The 22,265-nt window shown below is 35.8% G+C and carries 18 protein-coding genes; all 18 read left to right on the top strand.

What is annotated here, in order from left to right; all coding sequences use genetic code 11:
• Nucleotides 1-21: 21 nt before the first annotated feature.
• On the top strand, nt 22-996 hold the full coding sequence (locus GOQ16_RS07185) for a hypothetical protein (protein ID WP_160068671.1): 975 nt from the start codon (nt 22-24) through the stop codon (nt 994-996).
• Between the two features lie 147 nt (nt 997-1,143).
• Nucleotides 1,144-2,325, top strand: coding sequence for a hypothetical protein (locus GOQ16_RS07180; RefSeq protein WP_160068670.1), 1,182 nt, complete (start codon nt 1,144-1,146; stop codon nt 2,323-2,325).
• Between the two features lie 1,452 nt (nt 2,326-3,777).
• Complete coding sequence (locus tag GOQ16_RS07175) at nt 3,778-6,168, top strand: LruC domain-containing protein (RefSeq protein ID WP_160068669.1); 2,391 nt, start codon at nt 3,778-3,780, stop codon at nt 6,166-6,168.
• 199 nt (nt 6,169-6,367) lie between these two features.
• Nucleotides 6,368-6,733, top strand: a complete 366-nt coding sequence (locus tag GOQ16_RS07170) for a response regulator (protein WP_160068668.1) — start codon at nt 6,368-6,370, stop codon at nt 6,731-6,733.
• Entirely contained in the window at nt 6,733-7,926 is a 1,194-nt protein-coding gene (locus tag GOQ16_RS07165; RefSeq protein WP_160068667.1) for a sugar transferase, read from the top strand. The genes GOQ16_RS07170 and GOQ16_RS07165 overlap by 1 nt, the downstream gene beginning before the upstream one ends.
• A 10-nt stretch (nt 7,927-7,936) precedes the next feature.
• The gene (locus GOQ16_RS07160; RefSeq protein WP_204987443.1) at nt 7,937-8,665 is read left to right on the top strand and encodes a TolC family protein; all 729 of its coding nucleotides are present in this window, start codon (nt 7,937-7,939) and stop codon (nt 8,663-8,665) included.
• A gap of 106 nt (nt 8,666-8,771) precedes the next feature.
• Entirely contained in the window at nt 8,772-10,826 is a 2,055-nt protein-coding gene (locus GOQ16_RS07155) for a GumC domain-containing protein (RefSeq protein ID WP_160068665.1), read from the top strand.
• A 243-nt stretch (nt 10,827-11,069) separates the two neighbouring features.
• A complete protein-coding gene (locus GOQ16_RS07150; protein ID WP_160068664.1) occupies nt 11,070-12,284 on the top strand; it encodes an O-antigen ligase family protein in 1,215 nt (404 codons plus the stop codon).
• The gene (locus GOQ16_RS07145) at nt 12,265-13,176 is read left to right on the top strand and encodes a glycosyltransferase family 2 protein (protein ID WP_160068663.1); all 912 of its coding nucleotides are present in this window, start codon (nt 12,265-12,267) and stop codon (nt 13,174-13,176) included. Before GOQ16_RS07150 ends, GOQ16_RS07145 begins: the two co-directional genes overlap by 20 nt.
• A gap of 5 nt (nt 13,177-13,181) precedes the next feature.
• Complete coding sequence (locus tag GOQ16_RS07140) at nt 13,182-14,369, top strand: glycosyltransferase family 2 protein (RefSeq protein WP_160068662.1); 1,188 nt, start codon at nt 13,182-13,184, stop codon at nt 14,367-14,369.
• Between the two features lie 100 nt (nt 14,370-14,469).
• Nucleotides 14,470-15,027: an acyltransferase gene (locus tag GOQ16_RS18090; RefSeq protein ID WP_317163802.1), complete on the top strand. Its 558-nt coding sequence runs from the start codon at nt 14,470-14,472 to the stop codon at nt 15,025-15,027.
• On the top strand, nt 14,990-15,955 hold the full coding sequence (locus tag GOQ16_RS07130) for a glycosyltransferase (RefSeq protein WP_160068660.1): 966 nt from the start codon (nt 14,990-14,992) through the stop codon (nt 15,953-15,955). The genes GOQ16_RS18090 and GOQ16_RS07130 overlap by 38 nt, the downstream gene beginning before the upstream one ends.
• Nucleotides 15,952-17,388 carry a lipopolysaccharide biosynthesis protein gene (locus GOQ16_RS07125; RefSeq protein ID WP_160068659.1) on the top strand — a complete coding sequence of 479 codons (1,437 nt, stop codon included), beginning with the start codon at nt 15,952-15,954 and terminating at the stop codon, nt 17,386-17,388. Before GOQ16_RS07130 ends, GOQ16_RS07125 begins: the two co-directional genes overlap by 4 nt.
• Nucleotides 17,389-17,432: 44 nt before the next feature.
• Nucleotides 17,433-18,563 carry a glycosyltransferase family protein gene (locus tag GOQ16_RS07120; protein WP_160068658.1) on the top strand — a complete coding sequence of 377 codons (1,131 nt, stop codon included), beginning with the start codon at nt 17,433-17,435 and terminating at the stop codon, nt 18,561-18,563.
• A 107-nt stretch (nt 18,564-18,670) separates the two neighbouring features.
• Nucleotides 18,671-19,462 carry an SP_1767 family glycosyltransferase gene (locus GOQ16_RS07115; RefSeq protein WP_204987442.1) on the top strand — a complete coding sequence of 264 codons (792 nt, stop codon included), beginning with the start codon at nt 18,671-18,673 and terminating at the stop codon, nt 19,460-19,462.
• A 4-nt stretch (nt 19,463-19,466) separates the two neighbouring features.
• A complete protein-coding gene (locus GOQ16_RS07110) occupies nt 19,467-20,603 on the top strand; it encodes a glycosyltransferase family 4 protein (RefSeq protein WP_160068656.1) in 1,137 nt (378 codons plus the stop codon).
• A 31-nt stretch (nt 20,604-20,634) separates the two neighbouring features.
• On the top strand, nt 20,635-21,798 hold the full coding sequence (locus GOQ16_RS07105) for a glycosyltransferase family 4 protein (RefSeq protein ID WP_160068655.1): 1,164 nt from the start codon (nt 20,635-20,637) through the stop codon (nt 21,796-21,798).
• Nucleotides 21,799-22,103: 305 nt separating this feature from the next.
• The coding region (locus GOQ16_RS18130) for a DUF4372 domain-containing protein (RefSeq protein ID WP_160068654.1) at nt 22,104-22,265 on the top strand (162 nt) is incomplete at its 3' end.

Raw genomic sequence — 22,265 nt, 5'->3', positions numbered from 1 at the left:
AAATTAACACGTAATTAATATATGAAAAGTCAGAAAGAGCTATTTGATTTAATCGCAGAAAGATTTAAAACCAAATTGGAAATGAATAAAAAATTAGCTGAATTGCTATTTAGAAGTGATGCTGCAGCTAGTAAATGGAACTACGGGTCAACTTTAATTGATTACGAAAAGTTGAAAAAAATAGTTGAGCATTTTAACCTTAGACCCGACGAATTATTTCATGACAATCCTGAGTATGTGTATGTAAGATACTCTCCACTTGATATGCTCGATCTAGAAAAATACCGCAAGTATATACTAGGTTTAGATAAACTATTATCTGATGCTTCTCAAATAGAAGGATCTAAGATATTATTTCAGGCAGATGATATCCCTATTTTTTATTTTATGCGTTACACCTCACTTACTTATTTTAAGCTTTATGTTTATGCATATGATATGAGTAAAGTAGATTTTACATACGAAGAATATGTTAAGCGCTTGGAAACATACAATCTAGAGCCGATATTTCAATCAATCGCATTCCACTACGAAAATCTTGAAAGCACAGAGATTTGGGATCATGGCGTTGTGGATAATTTTCTAGCGCAAATTGAACATTTTGATGAATTGGAAAAGTTCACAAATCCTGATATTAAAAATAAATTGCTTGATGATTTACTTGATCTCATCGTAAAATTTAAAGAACTCGCATCAAATGGAGAAAAGGCATCTGGTAAGCGGTTTGATTTTTTCGTAAAACCCTCTCCATTAGGTAGAAGTTTCATGATAATTCAGGATGATGAGTTAAGAAGTGTATCGCTAAAAATGGATATAATTAATAGTATAACAATGGTTTCCAGTAGAGTGTTAAAGGATAATTATCATATTTTCAAATCCTCTCGGGACAAATCTATGGCTTTAGGTATTGGCTCAGAAAAAGATAGACTAAAATATTTCAAAAACCTTACCGATAAAATATTAAAACTTAGAAACGGTATAAAGGATATCAATTAGTCGATTAAGGAAAATATATAATCTTAATTTGATTCCATCAGTAAATATAATGTCGTTATAAAATTTAGAATTAGCGATAAGATTTACTTTTCATCTGTCCGTAATAAAAGTTTGAATAATAGTTTGTTAACCATTTTATTTTAAATTATGGGGGTTTTAAAACCTAGTACACTCTCCGTAGTGCTTCGTGATATTGAAATATTGTTTTGTTCTGATTCCAGTTGTAATGAGAAATTTGAAAAAAATGCATATAAAATTTTTTTTGAATCATTTCAAATGGAAATTAGTGGATTTAAGTCTTATTTGATCGAATCTATTGACTCTTCTGTAACATTGGGGCGCTTCACCATGTTGCAAATGTTAATAATTAGCAATAAAGTATACTGGACTTTACTTCGTAAGTCCAAAAAAAAGTCTTTTCACTTAGACGCACAAGTAAGAGATGTTTATATTAAAACACTATATGCTATTGAAGAGATAATTGATTACTGTGAGCCTTTCAGTAAAGAGATGGTTAGTTTATTGCCTATTTCAGATTTCAAACTTTCTACTTTAAAAGTAAATTACAATAGTAGTTTGTATGAATTGAAAACGAAATTTGCAATTTCGGATATAGATCATGAAGTATCCGAGGTTGTCATTTATGAGCTTAAAAAATTATTAATTCGAAAAGAGATAACAAAAATTGAGTATTCGTATGCAACGGGATTAATCGCCTGTATTCTAAAAACCGAAATTTTAGATACCTCTAAAATTGATAATTTACTAATCCAATATGAATTTAATAGTAATCTATTCTATGATTATTTTGTGAAAAAACATGATTCGATAATCAATCCAGATTCTAGTTTACATCAACATCTAGACTTTTTTATAAGTATGGAGGAAAAATTAAATACTATAAGAAATTATTCTAATGTTTACCTGTTTCCTAACCAAAAATCAATCTTAGAAATGCTTAAGTCCTTTTATAAAGATAAGAGGGAGGCGGCTATTCAACGTCTAGAAGTCAGAAGAGCAGAAGTTTTAGATGGAAAACTGTGGAACGATGATGAAAAATTACAGATTAATATGCCTGTAGCACAATTAGGTCTTTTTATACGATTGTTAATAAAACATAAAATATTACCGGTAGAAAATGTTGGGAAGACTTTTGAGTTCTTTGCAAGACATTTTAAAACTCCTAATGCAAATTTTATATCTACACAGAGTTTGCAGAAAAAATCTACTACAGTTGAATTTGAAACGGCTAAGAGAATAAAAGGACGTCTAATTGAGATGATTAATAGTGTTAATAAAGATTTCCATGTGTCTAATTATTCAGAATAATTATTTTATAAGATGTTGTAAGATAAATTTTTTATGAGGAAGTTCAAAGGGAAGTATAAAGCAAACTGTGCCAGTAAGCTCTAAATAGATATAGATCCCCATCGGAAATATTTCTATTTAGAGCCGCTGAAGGCTTTAATTCTATCACCAAATTTAAGGTGGAGTTGATGTATTGTCAAACCTAATCGCGTTTTGGCATAAACCATTTTCCTTTTTTATGTCTACTTGATCGTATTCATTTAGGTATATCTGGATTACAAGCTGAACCAATGGCCAGTACACAATGTATCCGGTCAATAACCTAAAGATTCGCTGGTTTTTGAAGTTTTGAGGATATAGCTTTTTAATACGGGTAGGTTTAATTATATAATATTTCCAAGATGTTCTTTCACTACTGAAATGGCTTTACTTTATGCTTTGGGCAGCTCCCAAAAAAAGAGAGTATATCATCGCTTCACGCGGCGCTGTTTTCACCACTGTCTGCAAAAAGGTAGTTTTTCCTTCCTAATTTGTGTAAATCATAAGGTTATTCACAGTGCGGTGTAATATAGTACCTAAAGTACTTGCAGCTGAGCATTTATAGTGGACGTCTTTTTATCAATCATTCATGATTTTTTATTGAAATAATAAGTGCAAAAGTAAATGGATCAATTGTTTATGTTGTAATTTGATAATATAGCTGATTCTTTTGGTACGCCAAAGAATTGTAACCCTATTCGTTTGCTTCTCGTTTTCTACGTGAGCCGTCCCTAGCGGAAACTTTTGTGGTTTTAACTCACACTTACCTTCCTATATCCCGGGTGTGTACACCAAATTCTCACCAACCTGTAACAGATTTACCGAATTTAGAATGCTGCATCTAGAGGGAAGATCCTCTTCTCAGGAAAATAAACTCCGCTTGCAGCAAAAAAATGAAGTAAACTCTTGATAATTTACTTTCTGTAGAAACTGGCTGGCCCGATGAATATTGATGCCTTTAAAAGTTTAGTGATAGAATTTCGATTGGCTTGAGAGAATCTAAACTATAGAATTTTATTACCTCTATTCACCAAGTAAAATGGTTCACTGTTAATCAATATCATTTTTTTGTAGGTTAATTGTAATTATTTAATGCACCCAGAATTAGTGTAATAACATATTAATTTAATGGCGAATTGGCTTAATAACATATTAGTTCTGTCAGTGTCGCTCTAAGAAACCTTTATGTATCAAAGAGGGAAATATACAAATTTACAGGTAAAATAATGGTCATGCTTTGACCTTTTTATGGGTTGACCTTGCCTAGAATGTTAAATAATCTTGGGCTTATTGATGTTATAATTTGTAGTAGAACAGCTACAAATCATTGAAATTCTTTATTAGCAGTGGATGATTAATTAAAATAGTTCTATCTTTGATGACCATATTATTGGTTAGCCAAAGTGCTATTAGACATCTTTAATCTAAACTTAAATGAAAAATATTGCATTCGTTTTAATTGCCTTAATAAGTATCACTAGTTGTTCTAAGATTGAGGATATTTATAAAGAGACCCCAAGAGAAAATACGAATTTATTTAATGGTAATTTTGTTATATCAGAGGCATTTAATTGGTCGTCTACAAAGACTATTGATGTACGTATTTCCGTTGAAGATAAATATAATGCAAAGTATTTCTACAAGGTAGAACTTTTTGATAATGATCCTGTTTTTGGTAAAAATGCCAACTTATTGGCAGCAGGTGTTGCAAAAGGCACCCAAGATTATACTGGACAGATTTCAATTCCTACAGCATTAGAATATATTTACCTGAAAGAAACTTCTCCAGTAGGTATTACTTCGGTTACTATGCTTGCTGTTAAAAACATTAATACATTAACTGTTTCTAAAATAGCTTCTCTCGCTGGTGTATCTACGCCTGCCTTAGGAAAGCAATTACGCACTGGTGTAGTTTTTCGTTCGGGTAGTTCTCAGGCTGCTACAACAACTTCAATGACTTCAATTCCGACTGTAACAGTTCCTGCTAATGCGGTACCTTTGGTTGGAAATACAAACTACGGCTGGAGTGATGTAAATGCGAATAAAGCATTTGTTGTAAAAGCAGGAACAACTTTTACAGGTTCTGTGGCATTAAATAGTGGTGTTGGAAATATAAAGGTGTATGTTGAAGGTACTTGGGATGCTTCTTCCCAATGGGCACTTGATGTGAATAACAATAACGGAATTGTAGTCATGAATGGTGGTACCTTAAAGATGGCTAACTTCCAACAAGGAAATCAAGGATATTTACAGAATTTTGGTACGACCACTGTAACTAATAACCTCGGGATGTCAAATGGTTCGGGGGTGACTTACCTTAATGCAGGTACTTTAAACGTAACCAATGATTTTTCGATGTCTAGTGGAGGCACATTTATTAATTTTAGTACTGGTAAATTGAACGTTAAAAAATTCAATGCATCATCAGAAAATACACAAATAGAGAATGAAGGAACATTAACTGTTTCGGATGAATTCACTATACCAAGTACTGGGCATTTTATAAATAAAGGTACAGCTACTGTTGCTAAAATGAAAGCAAATAGTACAGGATTAATTCGTAATCTAGGAACATTAAATGTTAAGACAGGAGATATTACCAATGCTACTGTGGAAGCAGTGTGTCATACAATATTTGAAACATTAAATACCAATGGTGGAAAGTATTTTATATTCGAAGGTTCAATGTTAAAGACTGCGACTTTGGTAGCGAGTGGTTCGGAATTTAATCTTTCAGCTTCATCTATTTTGGATGTAACTGATTTAGCTCAATTTACCAGTAGCGAGAATAAAATTAAGGGTACAGGTACAACTAAGGCTTTGGCTCGATTAAAGAAAGTTCAGTCTGCACAGTCTACAAATGGTGGTATCTCGTATTCTGGTAATTTAGAGGTTGCTTGTTCTGATCATACAGCAAATGGACAGTGGAATAGATACTATACTATTACCTCGCCCGCTTCATTTGTTCCTTATGACCAATCCACTGTAGTTATTGTAAGTACAGATTGTAACGCTGGTGGTAATAATAACCCAACACCAGGTACTCCAAGTGATCAAGTAGTTCCAGAGGTGGTTTTAGGAACATATTCATATGCTTTTGAAGATAACTGGCCTTCCCTTGGTGATTACGATATGAATGACTTTGTTGTAGATGTTAAAATTACAAAATACCAAAACGAAGCTAATAAAGTTACTAAGGTAAAACTTGAAAACAAAATTCGTTCAGTTGGTGCAAGTAGACGTCTTGCTGCAGCAATCCAGTTGGATAAAATTCCTGTTGCCAATGTGAAATCTGTTCTATATAGTCAGTCAAGTTTAGTTGGTGTGAATATTCCATTGACGGAAAAAGGTATTGAATCGGGTCAAACTTATGCCGTTGTTTCTATTTGTGACGATGCGCACAAAGCATTTGGGATATTAAATACGGGCTTTATATCAACGCAAGGAGGGGAATATAATCCAGTTAATGCGGCAATTACTATAGAATTCAATACGCCATTAGATAACTTTACGTATGATATGTTAAATACGTTTATTATTAGTAATGGTTATAAAACTAATAGAAATGAAGTGCATTTGGTAGGATATGATGCGACTGATAAAATCAATCGATCATTGGTTCTTCATCAGACAGATAATGTCATGCAGTTGTCCAAATCTAGTCCTTTTAGATCGCACGATGGTTACCCATGGGCAATATGTGTGCCCGTCTCTTTTGTCTACCCGCCAGAATATAAGCGTATAACAGGTGTCTACAGTAAGTTTGAGAGTTGGGCAAAATCTGCGGGTACCACTGATCAAGATTGGTATACAACTACGGATTAATAATAAAAATTATTCCCTTAGTTAGGGAATAATTTTTATTATTTACAACGTGCTACTTTTCTCTGTGAGTATATAATACCTCGTAGTATAATTTTACATCAAAGAGCTTTTATCAAATTAGTAAGGATTGTACGATTGTTTTCGTACTATTAAGGAATAGATATACCAATGAAGGCTCTTTTTCTTTTAGATAGATTTAATGAAAAAGAAAATATTAATTGTTGACGATAAATCTGCTATTGGACAGCTGTTAAGTTTATATTTAGGTTCGGACTATTGTTTTCAATACATGGACAATGCAGCAACAGCGCTAAGTTGGTTGCAAGAGCATAATAAGGTGGATCTTATAATTTCTGATTACAATATGCCTGAGATGAATGGGTATGACTTTTTGCTGTTGCTCAAGGAAAATGCTTTTCTGAATGATATTCCTGTAATCTTCCTTTCTGGAGAAGATAGTACTACCACGCGAATTAAACTATTGGAATTAGGCGCGGAAGACTTTATTCTAAAACCATTTAATCCATTAGAGCTCAAGTTACGAATCAAGAAAACACTCAAATAATGTCGCTTTACTCCGATTATTTCTATCTGGGAAAAGATCAACAGACATTTTCTCATTTCAAGGAAAATATTGCTGAAGTATTAGCAACAAGTCTAAAACAATTTAGTTCTTTTGATGAGCTAAATTCACATCTCCATAACTCTGAGAATCAGCACTTATCTGTTGTTTTTTATGAACAAGGCGCCGATTTGGGAAAAGATCTTAATCGTTTAAGTTTATTAATTACTCGTTATCCTGAACTGTTTATTATTATCGTAGGTGATAACTTTTCTTCGGAGGTTAAGCAGGCGTATTTGAAAGCTGGTTTTAGCAACAGTATGTACTCGAAAGCTTCAAGAGAGGTTTTTTTATCCATGAAGAAATATTTGCACCTGTATTTCGAGGTCTTGTCGCAAAAGCCAGTTACCTATGGAATAGATTTTGACTTTACTAAGATGAGTATTCCTGTTGGTAAACGAATCTTTGATATTATTGTAGCTGTTGCATTGATTTTTATACTTTCTCCATTATTAATCGCAATTTATATTTTAATCAAGATTGAGAGTAAAGGTTCTGCAGTTTATAAATCTAAACGTATAGGAGCAGGTTATCATACATTTGATTTTTATAAATTTAGATCAATGTATGCAGATGCTGACAAAAGATTAAAGGAATACTTGTCCATGAATCAATATGCAAAGTCGAATAATTCTAATACAGATGTTGTTGAACAAAAGCAGCTTAACGTGGATTTAGTAGATTTGCAGGACGTAGAATGGAATAAGTTACTTATCAGCGACGATAAAATCATGGAGGACTCTGGTGCTACGGAAAGAAATAGAAAAGCTGCGTTTTTTAAACTGGAGAAAGATCCACGGGTTACTAAAATAGGTCGTATCTTGCGTAAATATAGCTTGGATGAATTACCTCAGCTAATTAATGTGATTAAAGGCGATATGTCCATTGTCGGTAATAGGCCTTTGCCGCTGTATGAAGCAGAGATGCTAACCAACGATGCTAGCGTAGAGCGTTTTATGGCACCGGCAGGTATTACAGGACTTTGGCAAGTAGAAAAACGAGGCGATAATGGGAGTATGTCCGATGAGGAAAGAATAAATCTGGATATTATCTACGCAAAAAATTATTCTATCTGGATGGATTTGAAGATATTATTTAAAACTTTTTCTGCTTTTATTCAGAAAGCAGATGTATGATGTGAGTACGATGAAGAAGATTCTTTTTTTAATATTGTTTATAGTGGTTCAGCATCGCTGTTATAGCCAATTTACCGTTGAGATGCTTGAAGCCATCGATTACACTAAAGTTGGACTTCCACCTTTGGAGGAACTTTTTGAAAATGCAAAGAAAAGCCCAAGTGTAGAGATGTTTGTATCTAGGATGGCTGAACAAGACAACCTTTTGAAGACGGAAAAGCGTAGTTGGCTGAAGTATTTTAAAGTTGGTGGGTCGTGGCAATATGGGAATATTGGAGTAAACTCTATGTTTACAGATCAATATACACCATTATTTTATCAATATTCTGGTGCAGTTCAAAATTCTTTTTTTACAAATGCAGTAGTAGCTATTCCTTTTGATGATCTTTTTGATCGTGGTAACCGAGTTAAGAGACAAAAAATGCAGCGCCGCTCAACTGAACTTGAAATGGAGAAATGGTTTGACGAGCAGAAGATACGTATCGTTGATTCCTATGTAAAGGTTATCAATGCCATGTCGGTTCTTAAGAAAAAAATGGAGAATGTAACCCTTACTGCCGCGCAGCTGGAGATGGTGCAAGGAGATTTTGCAAATGGTCACGCTTCTATAGCTGACTTGAATGCAGCAAAAAAGATGGAACTGGAGGCCTATGAGGCATATCGCTTAACACAGACCACAATAACAAGCGAATTGCTCCATTTGGAGATCTTAAGTAAAACAAAAATTATATCAAAGTAGCATGGGGATTTTAATATATATCATTAAGTCATTATATAGATTTAAGTGGTGGTTGATTATCCTGCCATTGCTTGTGGTGGGTATCGTTATTTACGAAACACGGCATATGAATAGAGAGTATGAATCCGATATGACAATTTATACGGGTGTGATCTCTACCAATGGTAACGATTTGTCGCAAACAACGGCACAAGACTGGAATATATTAAAAAATTCGCTGCTGAATATTATTAATACAATATCTTCCAAGGAAACGCTAAGAACAGTTTCTCTCCGCTTATTTGCGCGATCCATGATTAATGGGGATCCAGGTAAGGATAATGTCTATATTTCTGCTGAACATTACAAAGAACTTTTAAAAATAACTCCAAAAGAGGTATTAAAATTGATCGATAAATCATCCGAAGATCGGACTGTTGAAAATTTGAAGAACTATGAAAAAGTAGATGCTGATAATTTTGTTTATGGTCTATTCAATTGGAATCATCCATACTTTAGTTATGGTGCACTAAAAAAATTACTAATTAAGCAGGTCGACAATAGTGATATCCTTTCTGTGACTTACGAAAATAATGATGCTGGTATAACCTACCAGACGCTGAATATTTTGAGTGAGGTTTTTGCTGATGAATACCGTACTCTTCAATATGGCAACACCAATAATGTAATTAAATACTTTGAAGCGGAACTTGCTAGAATTGGAAAGGACCTTTTTTTAAAAGAGGATTCACTTACTAATTTTAATGTGCGTAACCGCGTAATACATTATGATAAGCAGACCGAGGCTATCACTATGCTAGATAAAGATTATGCTATTCGAGAGCAGGATGCCCTGGCAGCACGTGATAAGGCAAAGGCTACTATTAATCAATTGGAAGTAGGTATAGGGGAGAACGTTAAAAGTATAAAGAATAATGCTCAGTTTTTGGCGAAGTTGAAACAGATTGGCGATATCAATTATTCAATTTCTCAGATTGAATCCTATCAGGCTGACTCGAGTTTCTTAACCTTACAAAATCCGGATGATACTCTCTTGAAACTTAAATCTAAGTTAAAAGAGCAAGAGTCTGATTTTAAGGGTTTTATTGGTGATTACTCCAGTCAAAAATATACACGAAATGGCTATCCTAATGCAAATTATGTGGTGCTGTGGGTAGACGAGCTTCTTAAGTTGGAACAGGCTCAGGCAGAGATTGAGGTGGTTAACAATTTCAAAAAAGAGCTCGATAACATGTATTCGCATTATTCACCTATAGGTTCTTTGCTCAAGCGACAGGAACGAGGAATTAATTTTACCGAACAAAACTATTTGGCTGTTTTAGGTGGTCTAAATGCTGCACGTTTAAGACTTAAAAGCATAGAAATGAATTCTGCGACACTTAAGGTAATCAATCCGCCTACATTTCCGCTAAATTCTAAGCCTACAAAACGCAAGATGTTGGTTGCTGGATCGTATTTTGGCACTTTGTTTTTTTTGCTCGGTTGTGTATTATTGTTGGAAATACTTGATCGTACCTTGCGCGATAAATTCAGGACCGAACGTATCACCAAAGGCAAAGTAGTGGGGGCATTTCCGAAAAAGAATCTTGGACGTTATCAGAAAGATATCGAAGAGATTGCTTCTAAAACTATAGCTAATCAACTTTTTGGCTATTATTCATCTCAAAAGCCTTCAAATTATATTAATATATTAAAGTTAGATCCATTTCTCGATACGCATGATTTGCAACAGCGCATAATGAAGGAGTGGCAGGATATAGGTTTACATGTGGGAATTCTGGAAGAAGGTACACATTTTAATGCGACATCCAGAGAGTTTTTGGTTATGGGTGGATTGTTAGAACAAATACAATCTTTAGGTAATGACTTGACCTTTGTTGTGCATGCAGACCTCTCTAAAGTACCTGTTCCCGCTGATTATCTAGATCATGCGTCTGTTAATGTATTAGTTTTAAATGCCCAAGCCGTTTGGAAAGAGGATGATGAAGAGGCTTATCGTGACCTGCTGAAACGCATTGGTAATACACCGCTTGTTTTATGTTTGTGTCACGCTGACCGGTTCACGATTGAAACCTTTACCGGAATGTTACCCCCTTACTCATTTTTTAGAAAGTTGGAATACAAGTTTTCGCAATTGGGAATTACTGCATCTAAAGGTTAAATAATCTAAGCAATGTCCATGCTTGAAAAAATAGGTGAAGGGATTTTAAATCATATCGGCTTGAAGATATTGGCTGTACTGTGTTGCCTGTTTCTATCTTTTTTAGCAATCTCTGCTGGATTAATACCTGCATTAGGTTTTGCAATGTTGCCATTTATTATTTGCTTCCTAATTATTTGTTTAAAGCATCCATACATAAGCTTCCTGTTCCTGTTTACAGTATGTTTTTTTATCATGGGGGCCATGCGATATATTCGATTCCCCTTGCCAGCTGGGATCATCGTTGATATTGTGATTCTGTTCAATTTTATTGTCATCGCTATTAATCATAATTACAGGAATTATAATCCAACATTTAAACTGCCTGTATTCTTTCTGATATCAATGTGTTGGACGGTATATTGTCTGGTGCAGATTTTTAATCCAGATGGATCACTTAGCAATTGGGTAGTGACAATACGTAGCATAGCACTTTATATTTGTTTGTTTCAGTTTTTGGTGTACTACATCTTTACAGACTACAATAAAGTTCGATACTTTTTGCTTTTCTGGGGTTCGTTGGCCTTATTTGCAGCATTAAAAGCGATTGGACAAAAATATATTGGATTCGATACCAATGAAACGATTTGGTTATATACCCTGGGTGCCCATACGCATGTTATCTACAGTGGAATCCGTTTTTTTTCCTTTTTTACCGATGCAGCCAACTTTGGATGTCATATGGGGATGGCTATGGTGGTCTTTTCTATTTTGTCGTTCTATGAAAAAGTACGTCTGGTAAAGGTGTTTTTTATCATTGTAGCTATTTCCACGATGTATGGTATGTTTATTTCGGGAACCAGATCTGCAATTGCAATTCCCTTTGCAGGCTATGCATTTTATATTCTTTTGCTAAAGCGTTGGCAATTGATGATATTTGGAGGATTTGTGTTACTGGTGATGTATTGTTTCTTTGCTTTTACAACAATTGGAAGTAGCAATGCTGATATCAGACGTATGCGTACGGCATTTCAGTTTACAGAGGATGCATCATTTATTGTCCGTCAGGAGAATCAGCAAAAGATGAAAGAGTTTATGGGAGACTATCCCATTGGTTTGGGGATCGGCACTGCCAAACATAGTGAAGAAGGGGATCTCTTGCATGGACTACCCACGGACACTTCATTGGTATTTATATGGGTAGAAACAGGAGTAATAGGTTTGACAATCTATCTTCTGGTTTGGTTTAGCTGTTTGGCCATATGTTTTTATTATGTTTGGTTTAAATTGAAGGATCCTGAAGTCCGTGCCATTTGTACAGCAGCTGCCGCTGGTATTGCTGGTATGGCTGTCGCGGGTTACGGTAATGAAGTATTGCATCAATTTCCTACTGGACAGACAATCTATATCTTGATGGCTATTGCGATGATTTGTCCCTATTTAGAGCGAAATAAAAATCATGGAAGAGAGATCCATTAAAATATCATTTATTACAGTAAATTTTAATGGAATTCAGCATACTGCTAATTTGCTAGAAACGATATTCAAGCAAGCCTTCGAATTTCCTTTTGAAGTAATCGTTATCGATAATGGTTCTACCCAGAATGAGTATGATGCTCTAAAGACGATGTTTCCCAATATTAAGGGCGGTTATCAACTTCATAATCTTGGTTTTGCTGGTGGCAATAACGTAGGTATCAATCTTGCTAAAGGGAAATATTTTTATTTCCTGAATAATGACACATTGTTGCCAGCTAATGCGGAGAAACATCTAAAAGCTATGATGGCATTTTGTGCGGATAGACCAGAGGTTGGTGGACTCTCACCTAAGCTACTCTATAAAGAACCCGCAGGCTTAATACAATTCGCTGGAAGTACCCCCTTGAGCCGATTAAGCATTAGAAATAAGCAAATAGGATATAAGATGTATGATCAAGGACAATTTGATCAAATTAGAGAAATCCCTTATTTTCATGGGGCAGCGATGTTTGTACCCAAAGCGGTTGTTGATAAAGTTGGAGGGATGCCAAGCCATTATTTTCTCTACTATGAGGAACTCGATTGGTCTTGTAGCATTACAAAATCCTATAAACTCTTTTATTTTCCAAAGGCCTCTATTGTTCACCTAGAGAGCGTTTCCACAGGTATAGATTCTCCTTTTAAAACCTTTTATTTGACACGTAATCGATTAATATTTGCGTATCGACAACGTAAAGGTGTTGTAAGATGGCTGGCCTTGATTTATCTGACGTTTGTGGTTTCAATTAAATCACTTAGCCGTTACATTATTAAAGCCCAAAACGAACATATCAAGTCGTATCTCAAAGGGCTCTTTTCTGCTTATATTTGGATTTTAAACTTTAAGCGATAAGAGATATGGCTCTACTGTATTGGTATTTGGATATTATTTTATTTACAGTCTTTTCTCTATGGGTAGCTTATGTCTTGCTCTTTGCACTTGCTTCCAAAAGAAAAATGACATTCACTTATCCCAAGGCGGAACGAAAGACACGTTTTGCTGTTTTGTTTCCCGCCTATCGTGAAGATAATGTGATCGTACAAAGTGTGCTTCATTTCAAAAATCAGCAATATCCTTCTGCATGTTATAAAATCATTGTAATATCGGATCAGATGGATCCCCAAACGGATGCGCAGCTTAGCGATTTAGGCGCTTTGATATTGCATCCCAATTATCTCAAGCGATCCAAAGCAGCTGCACTACGACTTGCGATGTCCAAACTGGATAGTAGTAATTTTGATGCTGTTGTTATTATGGATGCCGATAATTTGGCTAGCTCCACATTTTTAGATCAGCTAAATAATGTATTTGCTAGTGGAATAATTTCTGCGCAAACTCATCGCGTTGCAAAGGAAATTGTGACAACTACAGCCTTGTTGGATGGCGTTAGTGAAGAAATCAATAATTCCATATTTCGCAGGGGGCATGTTCAACTTGGTCTTCCCTCCGCGCTTATCGGATCGGGTATGGCCTTTGAATTTAATTGGTTTAATAAACGTGTTCAGGACATTGACTCTACAGGTGAAGACAAACTTTTAGAGTATTATTTGTTGCTCGATCGTATACATACGGTATATTTAGAAGATGTGTATGTGCTGGATGAGAAAATTCAAAATACAGGCGATTTTTCAAATCAACGTCGGCGTTGGATTGCATCACAGATCGATGCTTTTAAGTTAGCAATTAAAAAGTTTGGTGTTGCAATTGCTGAAGGCAATTGGCCACTGATAGATAAAATATTCCAGTGGTCTATGCCACCTAGAATCATAATGCTCGGTCTTATTCCGTTATTTATGATTCTTTCGATGTTCTCTCCTGTGGTTTCATCTTTCAAGTGGATTATTTTGTTTACCTTGTATATGCTTGCATTAGCATTAGCAATTCCCGCTCGACTATTCACCAAAGAGCTTTTATACGCTATTTTTTCACTACCCCGTTTGTTTTTTGCAATGCTCAGGAGTATTCTATACTTTCGTTCAGGAAGAACAGTTTTTATTCATACCACACATGGAATAAAGAAACAAAAGGAAGACAATATTAATTGATAAAAGGCGAATTATAATTACAAATACGACCTTACAAATGTACTTGAAAAGAAAAATTAAGTCATCACCCTGGCTGAAAAAAATTGTCCATGGTTTATTAATGGATCCAATACGTACTCGTCCTCGGTGGTATGTACGTATGTTTCAATTTATCTATGTGAAAAGGGGTAAAAGATCAGTCATCTATAGAAGTGTACGAAGAGATCTAGTTCCCTTTAACCAATGTATTATAGGTTCACATACAGTAATTGAATCCTTTTCGGTGCTCAATAATGCGGTAGGAGATATAATGATCGGGGCATACTCTAGAATTGGCATAAGCAATACTGTGATTGGCCCGGTGGTGATTGGGGATTATGTAAATATTGCACAGCATGTATTGATTTCGGGTTTGAATCACAACTATGAGGATATTACCAAAAATATAGCTGACCAGGGTGTAAAGGTTAATCCTGTTCAAATTGCTAATGACGTATGGATCGGTGCAAACGCTGTGATATTGTCTGGTATATCAATTGGTCAGCATTCTGTTGTTGCAGCTGGTGCTATCGTGACCAAGGATGTTCCTGCTTATACTGTTGTGGGGGGTAATCCTGCCCGTGTAATAAAAAAATGGGATCATGAGCAAGACAAATGGATTAGAAGTGAGGCAACCTAAAGTAAGTGTGGTCATGCCAGTATTCAACACTCAAGAGTATGTTGGACGGGCTATACAGAGTATTGTTCAACAAGACCTAGAGGATTGGGAATTGATTTTGGTTAATGATGGATCTACGGATGGCAGTTTAGCTATATTAGAAGATTGGGTAAGACGAGATACGCGATTGCGGGTTATTAATCAAAAGAATCAGGGTCTTTCAGGAGCACGTAATACCGGGATTTCTGCAGCCAAAGGGGTTTATATCTATTTTATGGATAGCGACGATATATTACGTGCGGATGCCCTGTCGCAGTGTGCTGGTGTATGTGATGAAAAAAGTCTTGATTTCGCTTTTTTTGATGCAGAGGTTTTTAGTGATGAAATCCAAGATCCGCGTGTTTTACAACGATTTAATTATACACGAAAGTCTTTTCCACCTTATCGTCTGATGCAAGGTGATGCTACTTTTGAGCAGCTTATACATCAAGATGAGTTTTTTTCTTCAGCATGCCTTATTTTTACAAGGCTTAAATTTTTAGAATCTTGTCAACTTCGCTTTGAAAGAGGTATTATTCATGAAGATCAGCTCTTCACCGCGCTATTGTTCCTTAATGCCAAGCGCGTTTGCTATATTCCAGAAAGTTTTTTTTTGAGACGTATACGTTCCAATTCTATTATGACAACAACATACGGTTTGCGTAACCTGACGAGTTATTTTGCGGTAGCTCGCGGTATGTTGTCCTATGCGGCCAAATATAAACAACATCAAAACGTGGTTAATTATTACGTATCTCAAATGCTGAATGCAGCGATCTGGCAAGCGCATACACTGACAAGAAGGGATCGTCTTTGGGTATTTTTCGCCTGTTTACGTGAGTGGACGACTTACATTCAACTTAAGACTTTCTTGGTTTTATTATTCAAGCAAGAAATATCAAAGTCATGAAGAGTACGCAGCAGGAGATTTTTTCGGGTGTGTTTTTCACTGCTATAGCTAAGTATTCTAATTTAGTGGTTTCACTTGCGGTATCTGCTGTGCTAGCACGATTGTTGTTGCCTGAGCAATTTGGCGTAGTGGCAATTGCTATGGTAACCATTACTTTTCTCAATCTTATTGCTGACATTGGTTTGTTTCCAGCTGTAGTACAGTATCGGGAATTAGAAAAAAAAGACCTGAATATTTTATTTTCCGTTTCCTGTTACATTGGCTTTTTGCTTGCGCTCGTATTATTCTTCGGTTCATCTTACATTGCGGCTTACTACGAGCAACCTTTGTTGGATATGGTTATCCAGATTTTGTCGGTTAGCTTATTTTTTTATGCGATTTCCGTTGTGCCCAATGCTCTGTTTTATAGAGAGCGTATGTTTAAATTTATAGCCATTCGTAGTTTTGGTATTCAGGTTTTGGGTGGTATGTTATCTGTTACAGCAGCTTATTATGGTGCAGGGGTATATGCATTGTTGATCAATCCTGTGCTATCGAGCATACTTATTTTTGGCCTATCCTATGCCTATTTTCCACTTCGTTTCAAGTTTCGTTTTACTTTGGGGACACTTGGTCACGTTTTTAAGTATTCCACATTTCAATTTCTATTTAATATTATTAACTATTTTAGTCGTAATGCCGACACTATTCTAATTGGTAGATATCTTGGTATGAATTGGCTAGGTTACTATGATAAAGCTTATCAGCTGATGTCCTTGCCACTGCAGAATATCACACAGGTAATCACACCTGTGATTCATCCTATTTTGAGTATCCATAAGCAGGATCGAAAACAACTCAGGGATGCAAATGAAAAGTTAGTACGTTTGTTGGCCCTAATTGGATTTCCACTTACTGTCTTCTTATATTTTTCAGCTAGTGATTTGATTTTTTTTCTTTTTGGTAACACATGGAGCCCTGCAATTCCTGTATTTCGGATATTAAGTCTTACTGTAGGTATACAGCTCGTGCTTTCATCTTCGGGATCAATTTTTCAAGCTTCAGGTGACACACGTCGTCTTTTTGTGTGTGGGTTGACATCTGCAATATTGAATGTTTCGGGTATCTTATTTGGGATATTTTATTATCAATCTGTAGTTGCTGTGGCCGTTTGTTTGACCGTGACATTTAGTATAAATTTTTTTGTTACCTACTGGATTATGTATGCTTTGATATTTCATGATCTTCTCTGGCGATTTTTTGCGATATTGGTTAAGCCCGTATTGTTTAGTGTATTTTTCGCTGGACTGTTTTATGCCGTATCAAAGTATCTTTTGCCTGATGGGGTGTTCTATCGTCTTATAATCAATGGTGCTTTATTTGCATTCGGCCTGGGACTATTCGTATGGTATGGCGGTTACAAGGAGTATATAGATATTTTTCGAAAAAAATAAATTGTTAACGTAGAAATTGATGTTTAATAAAGCTTAAGAGAACGATGAAAGGGAAGGTGTTATTTTTGGTGTTTCATGGATTTGATAAGCATAATGGTATTAGCAAAAAGATTTGGGCTCAAGTACGTGGTTTAGAACAGTGCGGTGCGGATGTACAATTATGCTACTATGATGTTCTACCCGATGGTCATTGCGTATGGATAGTCGATGATGAAATTCTAGCTGATTTAGGTCGAGGCTTTATGGCCAAGATTAAAAAGCGTTGTGATTTTTCCTGTTTAACGGATTATGTCAAAAAACAAAAGTTTTCACTAGTCTATATACGCTCTTACCACAATGCTGATCCCTTTACTATAGGTATGATCAAACAATTCCGAGCAGATGGTGCTCGTGTGGTTATGGAAATTCCCACTTTTCCATATGACCAAGAATATATCCGTTTTCGAGATCGTATTGTACAATGGCCAGATCGGATCTTTCGAAGGTTATTTGCTTCACATTTGGACGCAATAGTGACCTTTGCTCCAAATGAAAAAATATTTGGGCAGCAGACGATTCGTATTTCAAATGGTGTGGACTTCGACGCCTTGCCTTTGCGAAGCCCACTTTCGCCCAAAATAGGCGAGCTACATTTGCTAGGGGTTGCCGAAATCCATTATTGGCATGGTTATGACCGATTAATTTTAGGGTTGGCAAATTACTATAGTGAGAATCCAAAGTTAAAAGTGTATTTTCATTTAGTGGGACATTTTAATAATTCGGATGAAGAACGCGAATTTCGTGAGTTGGTTACTTCATGCAAATTGGATTACTATGTTAAGTATTATGGTGCCTTATCGGGTGAAAATTTAGATCAAGTTTTTGATCATACTAGTTTTGCAATAGGTAGTCTTGGCCGTCACAGAAGTGGGATTACTTATATTCGTACATTAAAAAATAGGGAGTATGCTGCACGTGGTATTCCATTTATTTATTCGGAGATTGATGAGGATTTTGAGGGGAAACCTTATACCTTAAAGGCTCCAGCAGATGAATCTCCTATAGATATTTCAGCAATCATTGCTTTCTGTAGCAAGAGGCAATTCGAACCAATTGTTATTAGGGAAGATGTCCGAACGCTCTCATGGACGTGTCAGATGAGAAAAGTAATTGACGTATTAAATATTAAGCTATGATATTATTTTTTTCTAAACTTAAAACCAGAATAAAATATAATATTATTATTGAATGGTATAATTTTCTTTCGTTTTTCGGGAAAAAGCAACAGATAATACCGCAGATTATGTCAATCGATCAAACAGTAGATAATATTGTTAGCACTGGTGCATCAGTAAGCCGATTTGGTGACGGGGAGGTTTTGCTTATAGGAAGTAAGGGTATAGGTTTTCAAAAAACAGATTCCAAACTTTCTGCAAGGTTGGCTGAGGTGCTGCAAAGTAATTTGCCAAATCATATTGTTTGTCTCTCTGATGCATTTGATAAGACGGACCGCTATAACAGACGAGCTCGACGTTTTTGGAATGCCCATTTCTATCTGTATGGCTACTTATGGGATAGGTATTTACAAAAGGGAAAAAAATATGGAAACACGTTTATGACAAGACCCTATATGGATTTTCAGGACAAATCACTTGCTAAAGACTGGTTTATAAAGCTTAAAAGCATATGGGAGGGACGTGAAATTGTTTTTATTGAAGGAGAAAAAAGTAGATTAGGTGTAGGTAATGATCTTTTTAATAATGTACAGCAGATGCAACGTATATTGTGTAAGTCAACTAGTGCTTTTGATCAGTACGATGATATACTGCAGGAGGCTTTAAAATTAGACAAAAATAAATTGATTTTGATAGCTTTGGGACCTACAGCTACGGTATTGGCTTATGATTTATGTCGATTGGGGTATCAGGCTATTGACGTGGGGCATGTAGATATTGAATATGAATGGTATCTATTGGGAGCCAAGCGGAAAGTTAATATTGCATCGAAATATGTGAATGAAGTAGTAGGAGGCGATAGTATTGTTACCAAGGAAGAGGGGCTTTATCAGAGTCAAATAATTGTAAAACTAGTATAAAACCATGAAAATTTTATACTATCTACCTTCTTTATATGCCTCAGGGGGCCTTGAAAGGATTATTGTATTTAAAGCTAATTATTTTGCTTCAAATTTTCCAGATACGGAGGTCATCATACTCACCTCTGAACAACGGGGGCTGCCTAGTTATTTTCCGCTTTCTCAGAATGTAAGACATATTGATCTCGATGTGGTAATAGACTATCCTTTTCATCAGTCACCTTTGATGAAAGCATTACGATTTCCAGGGCGTTATTTTTCTTTTAAAAAGAAGTTTATCCATGTTCTCCAGCAGGAAAGACCCGATATTGTAATTTCGACAATTCGAAGGGAGATTAATTTCCTTCCTCTTTTGAAAGATAGCAGCGTTAAATTGGCAGAATTTCATGTGACGAAAAAGTTTTATAATCCTTCGCTGGGAAATCCTGTTTCGGCCATGCTGGATTGGGTAAACCGAATCAAAGAACGTCAGATGATTAATAAGTTAAGACAGATGGATGCGTTAGTTTTTCTCACCGAGCAAGAGAAAGGCTTTTGGCCAGAATTGAATAATCTGCACGTTATTCCCAATCCTTCGGTCATAAATCCCACACAGCAAGCCGATTGTCAGGCAAAGCGGGTGATAGCGGTAGGACGTTTTGCACCGCAAAAAGGATTTGATTTACTGATTGCTGCTTGGTCTTTTGTTGTTAAAAAACATCCAGATTGGGAATTGAAAATATATGGTGAAGGCATGAGGGAAAATCTGCAGAAACAAATTGATCGTTTAGCTATAGGTGAGAACTGTAAATTAGAGGATACTACTGTCGACATTGAGGAAAAATATTGTGAAAGTTCCATTTTTGTCTTGTCTTCAAGGTATGAAGGGTTTGGTATGGTCCTGGTTGAAGCAATGTCCTGTGGTGTGCCAGCAGTAGCTTTCGATTGCCCCTGTGGGCCAAGCGAAATTATCCGTCACGGCGAAGACGGCTTGTTGGTTGAAAATGGCAATATAAGGGAATTGGCAGAAAATATTTGCGTGTTGATTGAGGATGATGGATTAAGAAAGCGTATGGGCGCTAAGGCACGCCTTAATAGTGAGCGATACCAGATGGAGCATATTGCCCCCCAGTGGAGAAGCTTATTTGAGAGCCTACTATAGACCTATAGACAAACCCTATTAACTACAGTATATGAAAAATAAACTTACCCTAGCTTATGTTGTTCCAGCACTATTTTATCCCAGTGGCATGGAACGGGTACTTACGGCTAAAGTAAATTATTTTGTAAATAATTTTGGATACGAAATTCATATTTTTTTGACGGATGGTAAAGGTAAAGATCCTTACTATCCTTTAGATCCACGTGTGAATATTCACCATCTAGATATTAATTTCGATGGTATTTTTACGCTTCCGCTCCTTCAAAGAACATTTATTTATTTTAAAAAGCAGCGGTTATTTAAAAAACGCTTAGCTGAGAAGTTAAAACATATTAAACCAGATATTACAGTTTCTTTACTACGACGGGACATCAATTTTATTAACGATATCGATGATGGGAGTTTGAAGGTTGGTGAGTTACATTTCAATAAATTATTCTACAGGCAGTTTACAGACAATAGGTTTCCAGTTTTTTTACAGCGTATTATTTCAAATATATGGCTGCAACAGCTTCTGAAAAATTTAAGACGACTTAACGCTTTTGTCGTGCTCAGTTATGAGGATGCTGGTCATTGGACAGCTTTGGATAATGTGAGCGTAATCCATAATCCGTTATCTTTTTATCCCGATGAAGCAAGCCCATTAACAAATAAGCAGGTTCTTGCTGTGGGACGAATTACCCATCAAAAAGGATTCGACAAGCTTATTGAAGCATGGAGCCTAGTACACATGCGGCATCCTGATTGGATACTTCGTATTTATGGGGGTGGTGAAGTAGAAAATCTTCAGAAGATGATAAATCATCTTGGACTGACAGATTCTTGTTTTCTTGAAGGTGGCAGTGCAGATATAGGACAGAAATATAAGGAAAGTTCAATATTTGCTTTATCCTCCCGGTATGAAGGCTTTCCGATGGTTTTGGTTGAGACAATGGCTTACGGTGTGCCTGCAGTTGCTTTTGCCTGTCCTTGTGGTCCTCGTGATATTATCGATGATGGTGAAGATGGTTTATTGGTTGAAAATGGAAATATTTCTATGTTAGCAGATAGAATCTGTTTTCTTATTGAAGATGATAAGGAGCGTATGCGCTTGGGAGCGAATGCCCGAAATAATATTAAAAGACTACAAATTGACCATATTGCTCAAGAATGGAAAACACTTTTTGAGGCGCTTTTTCGGATCAAAGAAGGTTAGTTTAAATATTGGTATAGATGAAGATAAATGTTCTTCAAATTCATTTTAGTTTATTAAAGAGTAATCATTTCTATATTAGAAAAATTTTAGAACTCGGCTATAATATAGCTCGGAATGCCGAAAGCTGTTATGGGTACTAGAGCTGATGGAAACTATGAAAATACTACAGGCGAATATATTTCATACTTAGGAAGGTAATTAATTTCTCGGGTTTCAACAACACAAAATCTTTTCAGAAGCGTCCTTTAGATTTGTATTTATATAATTAGATTACGATTTTGTATTCTAGAAACTAACCAACAGCAGTGGTAAATATAAATGTATTTTCTCAAATATTAGGACTAGTAAATCGCAATATTTTCAACAAATTGGTTCAACAATATCAATCCGATAAACATCACAAGGGAATTAATAGCTGGACACATTTTGTGAGTATGCTTTTCTGCCATCTTTCATCGGCTGATTCC

It is taken from the genome of Sphingobacterium bovisgrunnientis (genome assembly GCF_009829085.1).
In the GTDB taxonomy this organism is placed as follows: domain Bacteria; phylum Bacteroidota; class Bacteroidia; order Sphingobacteriales; family Sphingobacteriaceae; genus Sphingobacterium; species Sphingobacterium bovisgrunnientis.
This window is presented reverse-complemented; position numbering and strand designations above follow the sequence as displayed.